General features: G+C 50.3%; 20 protein-coding genes and 1 tRNA gene. 8 read left to right on the top strand and 13 right to left on the bottom strand.

The genetic code is table 11. The annotated features are described in order from the left end of the window. Positions 1-28: 28 nt before the first annotated feature. The 11 genes from BUC02_RS15605 to BUC02_RS16485 all read right to left on the bottom strand — a co-directional run bounded on the left by BUC02_RS15605 (position 29) and on the right by BUC02_RS16485 (position 8,255). On the bottom strand, positions 29-1,075 hold the full coding sequence (locus BUC02_RS15605; RefSeq protein ID WP_083564327.1) for an FISUMP domain-containing protein: 1,047 nt from the start codon (positions 1,073-1,075) through the stop codon (positions 29-31). 141 nt (positions 1,076-1,216) lie between these two features. Continuing rightward, positions 1,217-1,289, bottom strand: a tRNA-Asn gene (locus tag BUC02_RS00720). A 133-nt stretch (positions 1,290-1,422) separates the two neighbouring features. Beyond that, positions 1,423-2,442, bottom strand: coding sequence for an RluA family pseudouridine synthase (locus tag BUC02_RS00725; protein ID WP_254794034.1), 1,020 nt, complete (start codon positions 2,440-2,442; stop codon positions 1,423-1,425). Positions 2,443-2,565: 123 nt separating this feature from the next. Next, a complete protein-coding gene (locus BUC02_RS00730; RefSeq protein ID WP_233247809.1) occupies positions 2,566-3,201 on the bottom strand; it encodes a nicotinate-nicotinamide nucleotide adenylyltransferase in 636 nt (211 codons plus the stop codon). A 31-nt stretch (positions 3,202-3,232) separates the two neighbouring features. Next, positions 3,233-3,841: a hypothetical protein gene (locus BUC02_RS00735; protein ID WP_139260935.1), complete on the bottom strand. Its 609-nt coding sequence runs from the start codon at positions 3,839-3,841 to the stop codon at positions 3,233-3,235. 7 nt (positions 3,842-3,848) lie between these two features. Next, entirely contained in the window at positions 3,849-4,259 is a 411-nt protein-coding gene (locus BUC02_RS00740; protein ID WP_139260937.1) for a hypothetical protein, read from the bottom strand. A 2-nt stretch (positions 4,260-4,261) separates the two neighbouring features. Next, a complete protein-coding gene (gene rsgA, locus BUC02_RS00745) occupies positions 4,262-5,476 on the bottom strand; it encodes a ribosome small subunit-dependent GTPase A (protein WP_073317329.1) in 1,215 nt (404 codons plus the stop codon). Continuing rightward, positions 5,476-5,760 (bottom strand): hypothetical protein, encoded by a 285-nt coding sequence (locus BUC02_RS00750; RefSeq protein WP_073317332.1) that lies wholly within the window; start codon positions 5,758-5,760, stop codon positions 5,476-5,478. The genes rsgA and BUC02_RS00750 overlap by 1 nt, the downstream gene beginning before the upstream one ends. A gap of 361 nt (positions 5,761-6,121) precedes the next feature. Further along, a complete protein-coding gene (locus BUC02_RS00755) occupies positions 6,122-7,303 on the bottom strand; it encodes an FISUMP domain-containing protein (protein WP_073317335.1) in 1,182 nt (393 codons plus the stop codon). A 110-nt stretch (positions 7,304-7,413) separates the two neighbouring features. Then, positions 7,414-7,626, bottom strand: a complete 213-nt coding sequence (locus BUC02_RS16480) for a hypothetical protein (RefSeq protein ID WP_254794035.1) — start codon at positions 7,624-7,626, stop codon at positions 7,414-7,416. 41 nt (positions 7,627-7,667) lie between these two features. Next, a complete protein-coding gene (locus BUC02_RS16485) occupies positions 7,668-8,255 on the bottom strand; it encodes a PD-(D/E)XK nuclease family transposase (protein WP_073317341.1) in 588 nt (195 codons plus the stop codon). 174 nt (positions 8,256-8,429) lie between these two features. Between BUC02_RS16485 and BUC02_RS00770 the strand changes: the two genes are divergently transcribed. From BUC02_RS00770 to purF, 4 genes are all read left to right on the top strand, one after another. Further along, the gene (locus BUC02_RS00770; RefSeq protein ID WP_254794036.1) at positions 8,430-9,302 is read left to right on the top strand and encodes a geranylgeranylglycerol-phosphate geranylgeranyltransferase; all 873 of its coding nucleotides are present in this window, start codon (positions 8,430-8,432) and stop codon (positions 9,300-9,302) included. Between the two features lie 593 nt (positions 9,303-9,895). After that, the gene (locus BUC02_RS00775) at positions 9,896-11,158 is read left to right on the top strand and encodes a hypothetical protein (protein WP_139260941.1); all 1,263 of its coding nucleotides are present in this window, start codon (positions 9,896-9,898) and stop codon (positions 11,156-11,158) included. A gap of 10 nt (positions 11,159-11,168) precedes the next feature. Continuing rightward, positions 11,169-11,318, top strand: coding sequence for a hypothetical protein (locus BUC02_RS16065; protein WP_175549772.1), 150 nt, complete (start codon positions 11,169-11,171; stop codon positions 11,316-11,318). A 208-nt stretch (positions 11,319-11,526) separates the two neighbouring features. Further along, on the top strand, positions 11,527-12,912 hold the full coding sequence (gene purF, locus BUC02_RS00780; RefSeq protein WP_073317352.1) for an amidophosphoribosyltransferase: 1,386 nt from the start codon (positions 11,527-11,529) through the stop codon (positions 12,910-12,912). Here the strand turns inward: purF and BUC02_RS00785 are convergent, their stop codons facing one another. After that, complete coding sequence (locus BUC02_RS00785) at positions 12,913-13,833, bottom strand: NAD-dependent epimerase/dehydratase family protein (protein WP_073317355.1); 921 nt, start codon at positions 13,831-13,833, stop codon at positions 12,913-12,915. It lies immediately after the preceding gene. A 209-nt stretch (positions 13,834-14,042) separates the two neighbouring features. Between BUC02_RS00785 and BUC02_RS00790 the strand changes: the two genes are divergently transcribed. The 4 genes from BUC02_RS00790 (at position 14,043) to BUC02_RS00805 (ending at position 17,183) form a co-directional block, all read left to right on the top strand. After that, positions 14,043-15,077 (top strand): D-alanine--D-alanine ligase family protein, encoded by a 1,035-nt coding sequence (locus BUC02_RS00790; protein WP_073053903.1) that lies wholly within the window; start codon positions 14,043-14,045, stop codon positions 15,075-15,077. 93 nt (positions 15,078-15,170) lie between these two features. Then, positions 15,171-15,803 carry a tRNA (adenosine(37)-N6)-threonylcarbamoyltransferase complex dimerization subunit type 1 TsaB gene (tsaB, locus tag BUC02_RS00795; protein WP_073317358.1) on the top strand — a complete coding sequence of 211 codons (633 nt, stop codon included), beginning with the start codon at positions 15,171-15,173 and terminating at the stop codon, positions 15,801-15,803. 29 nt (positions 15,804-15,832) lie between these two features. Next, a complete protein-coding gene (gene rimI / locus BUC02_RS00800; RefSeq protein WP_073317361.1) occupies positions 15,833-16,276 on the top strand; it encodes a ribosomal protein S18-alanine N-acetyltransferase in 444 nt (147 codons plus the stop codon). Then, positions 16,269-17,183, top strand: a complete 915-nt coding sequence (locus BUC02_RS00805; RefSeq protein WP_073317364.1) for an ElyC/SanA/YdcF family protein — start codon at positions 16,269-16,271, stop codon at positions 17,181-17,183. Before rimI ends, BUC02_RS00805 begins: the two co-directional genes overlap by 8 nt. A 17-nt stretch (positions 17,184-17,200) precedes the next feature. On the opposite strand, the gene BUC02_RS00810 is transcribed toward BUC02_RS00805, so the two are convergent. Then, positions 17,201-18,976, bottom strand: a complete 1,776-nt coding sequence (locus tag BUC02_RS00810; protein WP_254794037.1) for a glycoside hydrolase family 9 protein — start codon at positions 18,974-18,976, stop codon at positions 17,201-17,203. Positions 18,977-19,112 lie beyond the last annotated feature (136 nt).

Consider the following 19,112-nt stretch of genomic DNA (forward strand, 5'->3'; position numbering starts at 1 on the left):
GGGGCCTAATATAGAAAATCTCGGCCGCCTAGTCGTCCAAAATGCAGCGGACAGACATTCCCCAATCAACGCTATAAGCCTCCCAATAGGAATACAAATCGCCGCGATCATTCAACAAACAGCGATATTCGTAATCATTTGAGGTCCAATACACGCCGTGTGCACCGCCACAAACGTGGACATTTCCAAAATATCGGCTAGAAAGGCCCGAAAAGCCATAAAGATCCGACCCTATTTCACCTGTCCAGGTACTAACGGATTTTAAGCTATTGCCCACCTCGGTACTATCCCCAAGCTCAAGAGCGACAAAATCTTCAAGGACATCCCATTCTTTGCCGCTTGGCAAATGCCAGCCCACGGGGCAAACCGTCAACGCTTCTTCCTGATAATAAAGGCGGCCGTAGGTATAGCAAGCGGTTGGTTCATCCAAGTAGCATCTACTTTTCGCAGAAATGTAATTCAAGTTTTGAGCCATCCAAGTCTGCGTGCCAATCTTTACCGTGCGGTAAACCTGGCCATCGCGGGAATCCAAGAACTGACCGTACAATCCGGAACCAAGCATCTTTTTATTCAAAAAACCTTTATAGACGCAAGAATATTCCAGGCAATCATATTCCTGCGTTAAGTCAATGACCACGCGCGACGAAGACGAGGTTTCTTCCGACGAAGAAGATTCCGGCAAAGATTCCGAAGAACTTGAAATCACGTCCTCCGAAGACGAAGATTCTCCAGGCGTCGAAGATTCCTCCGCCGACGAACTTGAAGCATGCTTCTTGGAAGACGACGAAGATTTCGCCTTTTTCGAAGAACTGGAACGTTCCATCCTGAACCACAAGCCCTCTATACACCGGTAGTACGAGCCATCATTCATCACCAAAAACTGCTTGGGGAAAGAATTCCCCGTGCATGTCCCCATGTCGTACGGGGCTTCATCCAAATTCAAATCTTCATCGAAGTAATCGTCTTCGGGGGATCCAACCGGAGAACCCGTCTCCACAATTCTATCGTCACCGCCGCACGCACTCAAAGCCAGCGCCGCCAACAACATTGTGTACCGCAAAAAAACTTTGCGCATTCCGTTCTCCTTCTTTACAACAAAGTTCCCTTCTCTTCGCAATATAAAAATTTAGTTTAACACACCCTTGGGGAGCTCCCATAGATTTTGGCCAGTATACATAACAGAAAAAGGTCCCGACTTTCATCGGAACCTTTTTCACTGCTTCACTTGGACTCGAACCAAGGACAACGCGATTAACAGTCGCGGGCTCTACCAACTGAGCTATGAAGCAATTTGGTTTTGCCTTTGAGATTGCTCTCATCGACGGCACCAAATATAGATATTCAGAATAATTCGTCAAGGGGTAAGGGCGAATTTTTTGCGTTTTTTTTGAAAAAAATCGTTTTCGAGTGCATTTCGCAATTTTAGACGCCGCTTTTAGCCCTTTCCACCAGTTCTGCCATGTCTGCCGGATAGTCTTGGCTGTCGAAAACGCGCGATTCTTTCCAGTAGGGCAACTGGATTTCCACCTTGTACGCATAAAGCATCTGCGATTTGCCGCCGAGGGCCTTTAGGTCTTCGGCGGAAAGGCCTTCTTCGGAATTGTCGATAGAAGGATCGCGCGACCAGGAGCGAGACATTTTCTCGTAGTAGATGCCATCGAAGCTGTACAGGCGGTCACCCAGAATCGGGTACCCGAGTTCTGCGAGGTGAGCCCGAATCTGGTGCTTGCGGCCCGTCAAGAGTTCGGCCTCGACTACGGAATATTTCGTCTCGCCGCCCACCGGTTGCGATAACTCGCCCACACCCACCTTTCTAAAACGCGTGTGGCAAGGTTTGCCGTCTTCAAAGTGGTGCATGCGGAGCCGCAAGCGGTCCGCGGGGTCTTCGCGCAAAGGCATCGTGCAATCTACAGGCTCGCCCGCAGGGGTTCCTTCAACCGCGAAGTCCCCGCGCACAACCGCCATGTAGAATTTCTTCAGCAAGATTCGGTCCAGATTCTTCTGGAACCGCGCCGCCGACTCGGCATACTTCGCAAACAGCATGAGCCCGCCCGTGTCGCGGTCCAGGCGATGCATCGGGGTCGCCGTCTCGTAATCTGTCCCACGGCGCACAATCGAGGTAAACGTATTGTAGAATATGTGCCCCGTGTGGTGCACCGGCACGCCCGCAGGCTTTGCCACCAGCATGAATTCGTCGTCTTCGAACACGACCTTAAAATCCGTCGGGACTTCGGGCTCGGTATAGTTCGTTACGTGGTAAACCACCTTGTCGCCGCGGTGCGCCACCGTTTCAAGAGTCGCCGTCTCGCCATTCACCGCGACAAAACCGCCTGCAATTTTTTCGCCCCACAGTTCGCGGCTATGGTAGGTAAAACGCTTGCAAAGCGAATCGAGCAGCAGCCAGCCCTCGTGTTCGGGCTGCACCACGCTCTCAAAGTACATATCTGAAGGTACTGGCATAAGAAAAATCAGGCTACAGGGTTCAAATGTGTGATGTGTGATGTGTGATGTGTGATTAGTCATTATTCATTTCACATTTCACACTTCACATTACACACCATCCATCTATTCTCTATACAAATTGTGTTGCTTTATATATTCATACACCTTCGGGTGTAATCCCTTGGGTTCTTCGCCACACAGCAGCGCCTTGCGGATCGCGGTACTCGAATACACGCCTTCAAACCCTTGCTCCGGCCCAAGCCACAAAAGGTCAGCATAACCCTTCGCCTTGTGTTCTACAATATCCGGCTTCGGGTAACCGTTACGGGCAAACACAATCAGTTCAAAATCGCGCAGCAGCAGGTGTCCGTTGTAGTTGGTTCCGAAAAAATTCATCGGGTCGCGCCAATGCGGAATGCCGTCGTAGGTATCGGCACCGGTCAGCAGGCGAAAATTGATGTCCGGGAATTTTTCCTTGAGCCCGCACAAAAACACGTACGAACCGCGAAAATCACCCTGTTGAATTTCCAAGTCCGAAAGAATCAGTCGCGGGTCGCCTTCCATGGCAAGTTCCAGCATGGCAAAGCGGTCTTCGGGGCTTGCGTTCAGTTTCTTGTCCCAACGGTCCGGGCTCGGCATAAACCAGACTTCGTCACAAAATTTCTTTTCTAGGCAAGTCTTTGCCACCCTAATGTGATCCATGTGAACCGGATCGAACGCTCCCCCTAAAACAGCAACATTCTTCTTATAGTCAGACAAAGCAAATTCCTTAAAAACGCAACCACATTTTCTAGAACACGTACACCGAGAATCCCAAATTCATCTGGATGCGCCCGCCATGAACCTTCTTGTCCATAAACGGGTCATAATGCGTCAGCACCCAGCGGTAAGCGACTTCGGCAAACAGCATCGTCTTCGAGAAAATAAACAACAGCGAACCAAAGCCCGCGCCCCATTCGTTCCAGGCCACGTCACCCAGGTCGCTCAGTTCCTTCACGCGAGAATACGAACCCAGCAAATAGACTTCGCCCAGCAAGTGGAGTCCCAATTCGAAATCCATTTCCGAATGGTCCACCTGGTAGTCCTTTCCGTCATCGGTATCCTCTTCGTAACCGTACATGCCATACCCCACGCGGAACAGCGCAAGTCCCGGGTACCAGATACCGATCATCGGTTCAATCTGGCGGAGTCCGATTCCTCGGTCAGAGCCAACGCCCGTACCGGAGCCAAAACCAAGAGCTCCGCCCACAATCAACGGCGTGCGGATTCCGTTCAGCAACGGGCCGGCAGATGTTCCTGCAGCAGCCCCCGTGGTCGGGTCAATGGCCGCTTCCATCTGCGACCAGGCCGGAACGCAGGCAAACAGCGCAAACACGAGCAAGGCAATTATCTTTTTCATAGGCACCTCACGATACGGCTATCACCGCCACACCGAGCCCCACCAACACGTTCACCGCGGCATCGACCTTGGTCATCTTGAAGAATTTGGGGCGGATCGACTCTTCCTTAAAAATCTGCGAAATTTCCAAATGCGACAAGTACATCGAAATAGCGAGTTTCACAAATACGGCTCCCACCACCCAGTAGGCAAACTCCGAAAGATACGTAAGCGCAATATACAGCACCGAAAGCGTGCCCGTCAAGAAAAAGTTCGAGCGGCGCACGGCACTCTCGTCCGAATCGTTTTCCAGCGCCATCGCCTTGAATTCCTTGACCTTTTCGCAAATTGCCTCGTAACTCGTTACCAGCTGGTGCAGGTTGTAACCCACCAGCACAATCGACGCCACCAAGGTAATTTTTACAGCAATATCCATCAAACCTAATTCCTAGAATTCAAAATTCTCAAATAACTCGCGTACCGTGCCCGCGAAAGCTTACCCGATTCTACCGCCTCGCGCACCGAGCAGCCCGGTTCCTTCAGGTGCTTGCAGTTGCTGTACTTGCAGGTAAACAAGTCGCCCTCGAAAAATCCCGGGAAAATCTTCGCCAACGTTTCGCCATCCATATCGTCTTCGCCGTTCGCAAGACCGATGCTCCGGATCCCCGGCGTATCAATTACGTAGCCGCCACCCGGAAAATCGAACAGGCTCGAAGAAGTCGTCGTGTGCCTTCCCTTGCCGTCGCGTTCGCGCACGGCGCCGGTTTCAAGTTCGGCACCCGGCACCAGGGCGTTCACCAGCGTCGACTTACCCACGCCACTTTGCCCGCTGAACACAGACGACTTGCCCAGGAGTTCTTCGCGCAGGCGTTCCAGGCCCACCCCCGACTTCACGCTCACGGGAATCACCTTGTCCACGATACTCATGAAGTCGCGGATATCGTCGGTCAGGTCGGCCTCGCCGTTCGGGAGCAAATCCATCTTGGTCAGCACCAGCACAAACGGCAGATTGTTCAGGTTCGCCGCCAGCAAAAAGCGGTCCATGAACCCGTAGTTGAATTCCGGCTGCGTCACGCTCGCGACAATCACCACCTGGTCAATGTTTGCTGCCAGGGTGAGCTTTCGCCTAAAACTGTCGCGGGGGCCGGGGCGTTTGAGTTCGCTCTTTCGCGGGAGCACGCGCACCACGCAATACTTCTGCGAACCGACACCTTCGCCACTGTCCTCGTCTTCGTTCACCTGTCCCAAAAGCACGCGGTCTCCCACCGCCGGAAATTCGCCCAACGCCTTCGAAGTCGTCGCGCGATACATGGCCGTGACAGTAGACGGTAGACAGTCGGAAGTAGGAAGGGTGTCTTTCTGAGCGAAGCCGTTAGGCGTAGTCGAAGAATCTAACCGAACTTCACATGTTCTTCGGTGCACTTCCACCACCAAACCTTCGACGCAGTCCTTTTCGTCGATTTTTTCCAGCGGGTCCTTGATTTTCTTGATACGGGGATTCTTGAATTCGCGACTGAAGCGTTCCTTGACGGGGCGCTCGTCGACAACGCCGGACTCCATTTCGCGCATCACGTCGATACGCCTGCTGCGGTGATCGCGGCGGGTCGGCCTTACACGTCTAGGTTCGCGTTCTTCTTCGAAATCGCTATCAAGCATCACTTTTTGTCTTTAGCGTTCTTTTGGCAATTTAGAAAATCCGGCAAAGTTTCTTCCAGTTCTTCTTCCGAAACTGGCCTGTTCTGGCGAATGGACTCCATCAAGAAATGAATCGCCTTCAGGCGCCCATTGCACTTTTCAATGCAATTGTCGTAAAAGCCCTTCGTTTTATAGTCGCCCTCGACCACGCGCTCCGACGCATACAGGAAATGCTCCACGCAAATCGAAAGCTGCTCGGCTTCCGCCCGCAAGTCCACAAGATTGCTTTTGGTAAAAAACGGCATACCGCAAATATAGCAACAAAAGGGGGATGCCTCCTGCCCGATTGTCATGCCGGACCTGTTCCGGCATCTCCTTTCCTAGCCACAAAAAAAAGCCACACGAATTCGAAATCACTAACGTGATTTCTTCTTTGCCATAAATAACTCCCATAGGGTTTTGACGCCTACGGCGTCCGCGGCGTCGTTCGGTCATGCCAAAACGCAAGCGTTTTGACGTCTACGACGTCCGTAGCTGCGGCTCGATAATGCAAAAACAAGTTTTTTGCGCTATCTCGCCTTGCATCCTTTTGTCGCGACGCTCACTTAGCACGCTTTTCCCCAATGCCCTGTTTTTGTTTATAATTTTTAAAGAAAGAAATCCGGCTCACCTAGATTTCGACAAATAATCCTTTACACAGCGAATGGATTGACCATAGTTCTTACGAAAGCCAGAATAATCATACCGATTTTTCTCTAAAAGAACATATCCTGCCGCTATATCTGTCCGCTCTTTAGGCAACCAATAAAAGCCCAATTTTTGCATATGATCATATCTACAGCCATCTTCATCATTAAACCCCCCTCCATTAAACAAAGCAGAAAATCCACTTTCATTGCCTCCATACGAAGCTTTTGATATCGCACGAGAAGCGGACTCATCTCCATGAATCAAAGCTCTCCATTCACGTTCATTCATCACATGCCAACCATCAGGGCATATCCCCTGTATTTGCAATTCACTCCATTCAGCCTCATAAACAATCCCTGGTGCAACAGAATCAGGGCAATCAGGCGTTGCACCCGTTTTCACACTATCACAAGCCTTCGGAAGTCCCATAGCCTCGCTCCAAGAATACAAACCACCAAAATAGTGTTCGCAATACCAAGGGTCATCGTCATAACAAAACTTTTCAACCTTGTCATCGTCAAAAGCAGTTGTTTCAAGTTTCACTTGTGTGCCATAATTCAGATTTTGAGCAAATACCGTAAAATACTCAATTTCTTTATAGTTGAAGTATATCTCAATCGTCTTGTATTCTTGACCGTCGCGAGAATCCACAAAAGTTCCGTACTCCATATTTTTATTAAACACACTGTCTTCTTTAAATAATTCCTTGAATGTATAGACTTTTTCTGAAGAACTTGAATACACAACCACTTCATAAACGCCATTTGTACATTGATATATTTCCCATGTATTAGTTGTTTTATTTTTTTTCTCAACAATTTTTCCTTCTTCAGAGCAAGTCCATACCTTACTTGACGAAGATTTTGCATTCGAGCTACTGCTAGATCGTACCGTTGTTGCGGAACTAGAATTTTTCTGCGAGCCATTCGAATCAGGCTTCAAAGACGAAGAAGAACCATTCTCGCCGACACTCGAACTGGAACCAAGGTCCTCATTGCTACTCGACGAGATTTCACCGATTGGATCGGGAGCGGAGCTACCAGACTCATCGCCACACGCAATGAAAATGCACGCAAAGACAAGCGCAAATACTAACCGACCAAAAATGGATTGCTTCGCCCTTACAGGGCTCGCAATGACGTTTGTAAAAATCTTCACAAAACCTCCAGTAACTTCAATCGTTTTTGCCAAATTTAGTTAAATGTCACAAGAATTGAAAATACCGACCCCAAGGATCGGCTTTAGATCTTTTAACCTAGCATAAAAAGCTATTTCAAGGCTAGCATCGCCGCAATCACGTTGTCAGGCACGTTCTGCGAACGCAAGTAGTCGGCCCGTTTGGTGTCGCGAGCAGCATTGTCCGCATCATTCTTTTTGCGTTCCTGTTGGACGCCCTTTTCCATACCCTTTTCCATGCCCCTCGCTTGGCCCTTGAGGTAGGCTTCGGCTTCGAGAGCCTCGTATTCATGATGGTCGAACATGTTTGCCTCCAGTGCTTTCAAAAGTTCAGGGTTCACGCGGCTTACGCGCAGATTTTAATATACCTATTTTTCCGCGAGATGGGAAGGGCGTTTCCCGACTTGACCTCATGTTCGCTGTAAGTGGTCCAGACATCCTTATAGATATCCTTCGACCGGAGTACCGGATTGTTGCAAAGCCAAATGGATACCGTTTCCGGAAGTTCGTAGTAACGATACCTGCGTTCCTCTTCCGGCAGGCCCAAGAAATAGTCCGATCGGTTAAACTCATACTTGCCGCGCAGCGTGAGGTACGAATTGTAGAGCTGCATGCGGTCAAAAAAGAAGGCATGAACCTTGTTTTGCATCTCGACATTCAAGTAGCGGTTATCTCTGGTATGCACCCAGACGTCAAGACGTGCGGGGTCGTTTTCGGGCATAAAGATGTCGATGGGCTTCTCGAATTCGTATTCGAGGTCGACAATTTCATGGTCACGGTCCAGCTGGAGCAGGCTGTTAAGCACATCGCGGATCGTGTCCTTGTCGTCCATAAGGATGCGGAAGGTCGCCGCGTATTTGGGCAGCAGGAATTCTTCGCCACGCTCATTTGTGACGATGTAGTTTTTTGTCGAATGATTGGTATTAGCAGACATGAGTTTCCTTTCGTGTTAAGTTACGGGTACCCCCTATTACCTAACACGCTTTTTTCAGGCGTCTGAATACCATTTTCGATTGTAAAATTTTCAAAACAGTCAGTCAGAGGAAGACGAACCTTTCGTTTCTACAAATATTTCTATATTCACGCCATGCTACTAGCGCTATTCAAAATGTCCAGACCCGTAAACATCGTCATCGCGATGGTCTCGCTCGTAACCGGCTACTACCTGCTTTCGGCATTGCCCACGACAGCGGGCGGTATCGAATGGATTTCGCTTATTTTGCAGGCGCTCGGTTTTGCATTTGCCATCGCCTTTGCGAACATTCAGAACGATATTTGGGACCTGGATAGCGATCGTCTGAATCGCCCGGAGCGTCCGCTGGTGAGCGGAAAGGTTTCGGTGGCGGCGGCGCGGAGGGCGTGGATTCTTCTTCTCGTGCTCACAGTTGCGGCAGGCCTTGCCGACAGCCTGATGACCAAGACGAACTTCACGGCTTGCATTTTCTTTGTGCTACTCGGCGCGCTTCTGGTCGCCTACAACAAGTGGCTCAAGCACATTCCGCTTTTAAAGAACATGACGGTTGCCTTCCTTTGCGCAACACCCCTGATTCTCTGCCTGTTCTACCCCACGGGCCTCAAGGAATCCATCGAATCGACGCTTGGAATTTCGAACAAAATCGGACTTCTCTACCCCGCGATGCTGTTCGCAATACTCCTCACGACCGCCCGCGAAATCTACAAGGACCTGGAAGACGAAACGGGCGACCTCAAGGCTGGCATCATGACGTTCCCGCTGATTGCAGGCGCCCCCACCGCAAGGCGCCTCGCCGGCCTCATTTGCCTTTTCACCTGGGCCATTTTACCGCTGCCTGTCGCGCAGGGTTACTACCCCATGCTTTTCTTGATTATCACCGGAATCGCCTTTACCCCCGCCGTCATCGCGATTCTCGTTTTTGCAAACAAGCGTAACTACCGAAACGCTCAAAAACTAGTGAAAATCGCCATGTTCGCAGGCCTTATCGCCCTTGTCGTGAGCTGCTAAAAGCCTCCTTACTCAAAAAAAATACTTTATCCAGAGCCAAAACGGTAAGTTTTTTGTAACTTTCACTTGCTTTTCACTTTAAAGGAGGAGATATGAAAATCACAAAAATAATCCCAGCATTATTGTTTTTACCCCTTGGAGCATTCGCCCTAGACCCCCCGATAGAACCGACTAAAACGGTGGAAGTTTCTAGCGAAGACAATTTTGAACATCGTCATACCGTTGACGGCTGTTGGGTGCTAGATGAAGATACTGACTACATATTAAAAAAAGACGTGACATTATCTCATTGCCTTTATATCAATCGAGCTTTCATCACCTTAGACCTTCATGGGTTTAGACTATCACGCGATTCGCTAAACCATTCGAATGAACAAAAAGGAGAAATTTTCGTCGTCGACGGCGCACTAATAATCGAAAACAACGATGAGTCGCGGAATGGCGGAATAATTGGAGACTACGTTACAAATACAAATAATGCTCCTGCAATTTTAGTCAATGGCGCCATGTTCCTGCAAAAGGGATTTATCCGATCTAATAAAGATGTAGATCCGGTCATTAACGTACAAGGAGACCTTAAAATAGGCGAAGGAATGATTTACGCCAGTGATATAGGGATTGTAGCCCAAACCGGTTCAAAAGTCAACATGAAGGGTGGTTCAATTGATGCAAACAACAGAGGCATCATCGCAAACAAAGGCTCCAAGGTGACCATTTCCGGCGGGTCAATCTATGTAAACTACGCCGTAGAAGCTTTCGAAGACATCGATATTTCCGGCAATCCTCATTTTTACAAGACCGACGCAATCGTCCTGTCCAACGGAAAGAAAATCAATATTGTAGGCGAATTAAAAAGCGATGCCATCATCAACCTGAACATCGCAGAACCTTTGTCTGACAAAAATCCGAAGATTGCCCTTTCCACAAAATCGGAATACGTTACCAAAGACGCCATCAATAATATCTTCAGACATGTCTCAGGAACAGCGACTGGTTACGAATTATACGCCTATAACAACACGCTCATGCTGAAAAAGGACTACCCCGCTATCCGGTACATAACCGAAGACGGGAAAACAACAGCATTCATCGATGGCGACTACTATGGTTCCATCGGTGATATCGAAGCCAAAGCAGTTGACTCCGTCGTCTTCGAAAGAAAGTTCCCCCTTTCGGCAAATGGATACTCCACAATCATGCTCCCCTTCGCAGTCAACCTGAATCAACTGAGCGGAGTCAAGAATATCTACAAATTCCGAGGAGTCGAAGAAGTCAACGGCAAAATGGAAGTGCAAGTTAAAAACTTAAAAGATGGAACCGAAGACATCAGCCAAGTAAAAACCGAAGCTTATAGACCGTACCTCATACAGATGGAATCTGAAACCCTCGTAATCAAGGGTGCTGTAGATATAGAAAAGACTCCTTTTAATCACGACTTCTTATACCAGAGTGGCAGCTGGTTTATTGATGGCTCCGATGAATACATGGATTTCACACAAGAAATGCTCGAAAGCGGCAACACCTATGGATTTAACGACCAAGTCACAGAAACCTTCAAAACCGCAGGCCAGTTTGTCAAAGTCGGTGCCGGAGCCACACTCGCCCCCTTCCGTGCATTCATATTCACAAGAGATATTTTCACTCCAGAACTCAAGGAAAAGAATCGTCCTGTCACCATGGACGTGGTCATTGTCGAAAGTACCAACGGCAACGAACATACGACAGTTATCGGGAGCATCAATACTCGTTCCGGCGAATTCAAGATGAACCGCAACTACGACCTTAAGGGCCGCAAGCTGAATGGCACGCACCAGGCCCGCGGTGCTTACTACGGCAAAAAAGTCTTAAAGAAATAAGGAGAACTCCATGAACAAAGAACAGAAAAAAAGCTATTTCGCCCCCGAGTTGAAAGAAATCAAGCTCAAGAACCAGGCTCATCTGCTGCAGAGCAGCAATCCATACACTGGCCTGCTTTCGGCGATTGATTCTTCGCTGGACAAGTCTGACAAAGCATAACATTTTACACAAAACGTAAATTAAATCAAAAGGCTTTACATTCATTGTAAAGTCTTTTGATTTTGCAATTAGTTTTTTTTGTTTTTAGCCCATTTTCGTCAATTCGGCACATTTTTTGCTTAACAAGGGCGGCTGTTTCCTTGCTTGCACCCGTCCGGGTGGGCTATGACCTTCGAGGTAGAGGGAACATACATTTCAAAGAGGCGTTATGCTCGACGAATTGCACGAAGAATGCGGAGTGATCGGCATTTACAATGGCGACACTGTCGTAAGGAATATTACCATGGGGCTTTACGCCCTGCAGCACCGCGGTCAGGAAAGTGCCGGATTCGCGGTCACCGACGGAGACAAAATTCGCGTCCGCAAGTCCATGGGACTTGTATCGACCCTTCTCCGGGAACACGACATCAACGAATTTGACGGATTTGCAGGCATTGGCCACGTGCGTTACAGCACCACAGGCGCATCAACCTTGGCCAACGCGCAGCCGATTCTCGTAAGTTGTAAATGGGGCCAGATTGCAGTCGCCCATAACGGTAATATCACCAACGCCGCCGAGCTCCGTGCCGAAATGGAAGCCGACGGCCATATTTTTCAGACGACATCCGATTCCGAAATTCTGTTGCACGAAATCGCCCGCACCGAAGCCACCGACTTAGGAGACGCCATCAAGAAGGCAGTCACCAAATTTACCGGCAGTTTCTGCCTCGTATTCATCAGCAAAGACACCATGTACATCGCCCGCGACGGATTCGGATTCCGCCCGCTGTCGCTTGCACGCATGGGAAAAGCCTGGTGCGTTGCCAGTGAAACTTGCGCCTTCGACTTGCTGGGCGCCCACTACATTCGCGACATCCAGCCGGGCGAATTCCTGACCATCACCAAGAACGGGCTCCATTCCGAACGCTTCGTGCAAAAGGACCGCTTGGCCCACTGCATTTTCGAATACATCTACTTCAGCCGCCCCGACTCAAAAATTTTTGAACAAAGTTGCGACAAGATCCGCCGCAAGATGGGCAAGCAGCTCGCCAAGGAATGCCCCGTCGACGCCGACATCGTGATTTCAGTGCCCGACAGTGCCACAACCGCCGCGCTCGGCTACGCCCAGGCCAGCGGCATCCGCTTCGAAATCGGGCTTCTCCGTAACCACTACGTAGGCCGCACCTTCATCGACCCCACGCAGAACGTGCGCGAACAGAAAGTCAAGCTCAAGTTCAACCCCATCGAGGGAGTGCTCAAGAACAAGCGCGTCTGTGTGGTCGAAGATTCTATTGTGCGCGGCACCACGCTCAAGATTCTATCCAAGATGCTGCGCGATGCCGGCGCGCTCGAGGTTCACATCCGCATCGCATCGCCACCCGTGGCGCACCCGTGCTTCTTCGGCATGGATTTCCCGAGCCAGGGCGAACTGGCCGCAAGTTCCATGACACCTGCCGAAATCGCCAAGATGCTCGGCGTCGAAAGCCTCGGTTACTTGAGCGTCGAAGGTATGAAGGAATGTACCGGAGAAGGCGAAAACTACTGCGCCGCCTGTTTTGACAACGACTACCCCGACTACATCGGCAGCGATTCTAGCAAAACAAGGTGCGGGTAACTAAATCTGGTTATAAGTCCACTTGACGTGATCGAGCATGAACTCGTGAGCATCAAAGGCGAGCCCGAACTGTTCCTGGATCTTGCTTACGTCAAAGAGCATGGGCTCGTCACCCCAGCCGAGGTCCGTTTCGATGATTTTGGACTTGCAGCCGGGCTTCATCGAGACCATCATTTCAGCGATTTCTTTCCAGCTCATCCAGACTTCGCCAAGGCCGAGGAAGATTTCTTCGTTCTTGTCAGATTCAAGCACGCTCAGGTAAAGCTGAGCCTGTTGGCTTGCGTGAATAAACTGCGTACCGTCATTCTTGATGATGTTGATGTCGCGATTTTCCTTGACTGCCTGGGCCATCGAGAAGAATCGGCGGTCCGGCTGAGAGCAGCCATCGGGCCATGCAGGGTTACCGAACGTATAACCCGGGCGAATAATGTTGCGAGTCATCTTGACTTCGGGGAACTGAGTTCCGTAGCCATGCGTAAAGCCAAGTACAAAGGCTTCGCCGGCGGCCTTGGTGGCACCGTAAAGATCCATCGGCAAGTTGCTCGTGATTTCGCGCATCGTGGGGCGCATGCGGCCCATAGCGGCGGTACTGCTGGTGTAAATAAACTTCTTGCAACCAGCCTTTGCTGCATTCTCAAGCAACATCACGGTCGCCCTGGTGTCGTTCATTAACATGGCAGAAGGCGTGTCGCCCCAGCCGAGTGCAATATGAATGCAGGCATCGCAGCCTTGGAGTCCTTCGGCCATCAGGTCAAAATCTGTCAGAGCACATTCCACAAAAGAAACGTTGGAATTTGCCTTGAGTGTCGGGACCTTGTTGGGGTGCCTAGTCGCAATCACGACTTCGTGACCTTTTTCCAGAAGGGCCTTGACCACGTAGTGACCTATGAATCCTGTTCCACCTGTAACGAATACTCGCATACATATACCTCTCTAATACCTACAAAATACAAACCTTTTGCCATACAGGCAACCTAGTTTACAAAAAAATGTGAAATGTGGAATGTGAAATGAAAAAATGTCCAATCACTCATTCCTCACCACACATTTCACATTAACCACCACCTAATGCCTACTTCCTACTATTTTACTACATTATTCACAAAGTTTTTTCTCTAAAGAGGTTTATAATGGCTCGTATGCGCGTACTCGTTTTAATGGGTGGCCCGTCCACCGAACATGATGTTTCCGTTGTCAGTGGCACCGGCGTTGTTCGTGCCATGAACCCGGACCGTTACAACATTCATCCGGTGCTCATCGACAAAGACGGCACCTGGCACTGGTCTTCCCGCGAACTTTCCCCCTACCAGAAGGACAACTTCTCGGTCAATTACTTCCGCGGACTCGAAGGCTCTGCCGCAAACTGCAAAAAGTCTCCGGCCCTTTCTGAACTTCCCGACGCCGACATCGCATTCCTTGCGCTCCACGGCAAGTGGGGCGAAGACGGCCACATCCAGGCCATGCTTGAAAACTGGGGCATTCCTTACACCGGTTGCGGTCTCTTGGCATCGGCACTTGCCATGGACAAGGTGAAGACTAAGGAAATTTACAAGGCGAATGGCATTCCGACTCCGCCGTATCGCGTCATCTGGAAGCACGATTTTACTGGCGATACGCTCGTGTCCGTTTCCGACGAACTCGGATTCCCGCTGGTGATTAAGGATCCGCTGGGCGGCTCTTCTATCGGTATCGGTATCGCCAAGGACTTGGACGAAGCCGGCAAAATTGCCCAGGATTTGTTCAAGGATTCTAACCGTCTGCTCTGCGAAAAGTTCATTGCCGGAGAAGAAGCAAGCTGCGGCTACATCGAAGGCGAAAAGCCGCTCCCGCCGACCGAAATGCGCATGACCACCCGCGAATACTTTGACTTTGAAGCCAAGTACAACGGCGAATGCAAGGAAGTCACTCCGGCCGAATTCGAGCCCGACCTGACAGCACGTATCCAGGAACTCGTGAAGAACGCCCACTACGCCTTGGGCGGTGCAGGCTACAGCCGTACCGATGTGCGTATCACCAAGGACAAGCAGTTGTTCGCTATCGAAACGAATACGCTCCCGGGCATGACTCCGACTTCGATTTTGCCGGCCGAAGCCGCCAGCATCGGCATTACCTACAGCCAGCTGATCGACATGATCATCGACAAGAGCCTGTACATCAAAAGATAAAGTTGGTAGAACTTAGTTGGTAGAGCTTAGATAAGAAAAACTCTTCTAAGTTCTAAGTTCTAAGTTCTAAACTCTAAGCTCTAAGTTCTAACTATGTTCGACTTATTTGTAGATACTTCGCGCAAGGGAATCTCAATGGCGCTTCTGGAATCGGGCGCCGCCGACCCCCGTTACTTTGAATCCGTAGACGAATCGGCGCGCGGAGAAACCGCGTCTGCCATGCTCGACGCATTGCTTGAAAAGGCCCACGCGAGCCTCGACCAAGTCACGCGAGTCATGGTCACCCTCGGCCCAGGGTCTTTCAGCGGACTGCGCACGGGAGTCGCCTTTTGTGAAGGCTTAAGCTTTAGCGGCAAGCGCAAACTCTACGGCGTTTCTACGCTGCAAGCCCTCGCCTGCTTTGCCGGCGCGTCCGCAAGTACAGCAGTCGTGATTCGCGCCCGCAAAGGCTACTGGTACCTGCGCCTAGACGAAAAAGAAAGCTTTATCGAGACAGTCCAAGTGGTCGATGCCCTCAAGACGAATCCGGTAAAGACAGTTGTCGTAGACGAGGCCGCCCTCGCCGACGAAACGTTGCCCGCCGTTTTCAAAGAAATCGGAGCCGCAACGATTCTCGACAAAGGCCGCCCCCTAAGCGATTGGGCCAAGCTCTTTGATTCGGTCACCCCGAGCTTGATGCAAGAAGCAAACTACATTCAACCGTCGTACTTCGAAAAATTGCACTGAGTTTGTCCATAGTCTCAAGGATTCGCGCCATGTCCATTCGCAAAATGAATTCCGCCGACATTCCCGCCGTACTGAGGATTCAGGCCGAACTTGCGTTTCAAGACTGGAACGAGCGACAATACGAACAAGAACTCAAGGCGCCCTACACTTACGCCATTGTCTACGAAAACGAAGGAACCATCGAAGGCTACGCCGTATTCCATTTATTGGGCGCAGATTCCGAGTTGCTTTCAATTGCCGTAAACAATAGCGCTCAGCGCAAGGGAGTCGGTTCCAAGCTTTTGCATGCCGGGCTTTCGCAACTGGATTTAGACAAAACGGACTGCTGCTTTCTAGAAGTCCGCGAAAACAACATCAAGGCCCGCAACTTCTACGAAAAGCACGGATTTAATTTGTTCGGAATCCGAAAAAAATATTACGCCGATGGCGAAAACGCGGCGCTTTACCGCACCGAAGGAGCTCAAATTGGCTAAGCTACCTACCAAAAAACAGATTCAGAAAAAGAAAATCATTCTAAGCGCAATCGCTGCCGCTTTCGTTTTCTTGATTATCGTCTTCTACATGGTCATGACGCGAAGCGGCCATTGGCTTGTCGACGACGATGAATTCGACCATGTAAAGTGGGCCGTGGTTTTGGACGGACAGTCCGCCGACATGGAACGCATTGACCTCGCCGCCGAGCTCATGGCCAGCGGAAAGGTTGACTCCGTGCTCATTCTCGGCCGCCGCATTCTCCGCAACCGCAGCAACGCCGAATTCTACCTCGAAGATTTCATGCGTCTCGGCAGTTTTGACAGCAACGCAGTCTATATCGCCCGACACGACGATCCTTCAACCATTGGCGAAGCCTACACCATTATTCCCTGGCTCAAGTTGCACCACGCAGACACCGTCTTGCTCATTACGGGAGCCGCCGCCACGCACCGCGTCAAGCGTATCTTTAGCGTGCTCTCGGGCGAATCCCCGGTATATCTGACAACCGACGTACACCACTACCAATACAACGCCGATTCCTGGTATTCTAGCCGCGAATCCCGTAAGGAATGGCTCCGCAACTGGTTATCGCTTGCCGCCTCTTATTTCGATTTGCTCCCGGCAGGCAACCTCACCGAAGCCGATTCCTTCTACTACAAGCCCATTGTTTCGGCCAAGGAATACGAAGCCGAAAAGAATCCGGTAGTCGATTTGCAATCGCTGCTTCCGAAGGTCAAGGAAAAGTTGGAAGAACCGGTGGAACTTCCCAAGGATACCGTCGCCAAGGACACGGTCGTCAGCGACACCACCAAGAAAGAAGCAGATAAAAAGGATTCTGCAAAGAAAGATTCCACTAAATCAGAACCGAAAAAAGATTCAGACAAGAAGGATTCCAATAAAAAATAATAGAGCGGCACCTTTATTTAGGAGGTGCAAAGCAATGCAAGTACTGCGGTAAGCGGCGCATTCCAGTTAATGGCCGTTTCGTTACTTGCAAACGAGCAGCGTTCATCCGTATACGAGAATCCAGTTTTTTCGCCCGGATAATGCGGCGCACGGTGCTTGTCCTGGCGATCGCTGTTGATGCCACCCACCAGAAGTCCCGGAATCGGTTCATCGACGCCATCGGAATGGCTCAAACGATGATGCGGGTCTTTCGGCGAGCTCCACGCGGATCCCGTCACAAAGCTGACGTCCACCGGATTGCGGCCGTAAATGTAATTCACCAATTCGCGGCACCAGAAATCGAGCGACATCCCGCCCAGACTAGGCGCCCAGCGCTTTACGATCGCAAGCGTCAGCGCATGGTTTGCAATATCGCCGTTGCTGCCCCAAATGAACCGGCGCACGGGAATGCCGTAAGCGTCGACTCTCTGCAAGTCAATGATTTCGCGAGCGGTCATGGCAAGAGTGGTGCGGGCCGCAATGCGGAATTCTTCGTCCTGGTCCTGCAAGGCGAGCGCAATCCAGCCAAAATTCTGAGTGTCGCGCCAGTCCAAGCAAGACTTGGGCGGAATGAGTTTCATGTCTTCCAAGAGCAACGAGCGCAAGCTTTCGGCGGTAAGGCCTTCTACAGCTTCGCCGCAGGCCAGCAATTCGCGGTAAAGCATGGCGCGGGCCCAGAAAAATTCATCTTCGGCATGTTCGTCGCCGTAACCGCCACTGCCTTCGGTATTATGCGGCCAATCTTCGAACGGTCGCGATGTCGCCCAATTGTAGGCCTTTACCGCGGCTTGCAGGCAGCGTTCTGCGAACGCCGTATCGCGTTTGCGATACACGCGCGAAGCTGCGGCCAGCGAACCAGCAAAATTCAGCGTCGAGGTTGTCGACTTTCCAAGAATCATGCGTTTTTGCAACAAATCGGAATCGCGAGGTGAAACAAAGCCGTCCCAATGTTCGGGCGTCACCTTAAAGAACACACCGCCATCGTTGTCCTGCATGCGCAAGAAAAATTCAAGTTCAAAACGGACTTCGTCCATCAGGCTGTACATCTTGAGGCCATCGGGTCCAATCACAGGCTCGGCCGAATTGATCGCCTTGTAGGCACGGTTTTCACTCACGGAATCCGCATTCAATTCGCAAGCGAGCAGCAAAGTCGCAACAGACACGCCGCCATTCACAATATACTTGCCATAGTCGCCGGCATCGTACCAACCGCCATGGGCGTTCCATGATCCTTCACGATTCATGCTCGGGTGGAACCCGATACAATCGTCCAAGTGTGCAGCCGGCCTCGACCATTTACCCGCAAAATCGGGCGTCAAATCGACACCGCTACGCTGGTAATAAAACGACTTGATGTTCGCAAGCAACTGGCGGTAAAGCCATTCCGTCGAAATTTCAAAAGGTTCGGTTTCAAAAACCAGGGAATCTTTTTCGGCAACGTTTTTCTTCCGAATCTGGATAACAAAGATTCCCATTTGCGTCACTTCCGAAAAGTCCCCTGACCAGAGGGTTTCGCCAGTATATTCGCAAACGCCGTGATGTTCAAAAGACCCCTCCACCAGAGAGCCTTCCCACACCATTAACAAGTCTTCATTTTGGACACGTCTTGCGACACGGAATTTATAGGAATCCACACCTTCATTAGCAGATTTAAACTCCTGCGGATTCACAAAGAAAATCTTTGCCGCATCGGTAGCGTAACCGACATGGTTGTAGCGAACAGGAATCTTCATATGACAAGAATAGTTATTCATTGTACTATTCTCTAGCTCCCTTGTATACATATCTGTTTACCGCTGCAACCGCGCATATTCCAAAACCATCCCTAATGATAACGAACTATAGCAAATTCTATGCTATAGTTCGAAAAAATCCCTAAAAAAAGCGTAA

The organism is Fibrobacter sp. UWOV1, assembly GCF_900142495.1.
Taxonomy (GTDB): Bacteria; Fibrobacterota; Fibrobacteria; order Fibrobacterales; family Fibrobacteraceae; genus Fibrobacter.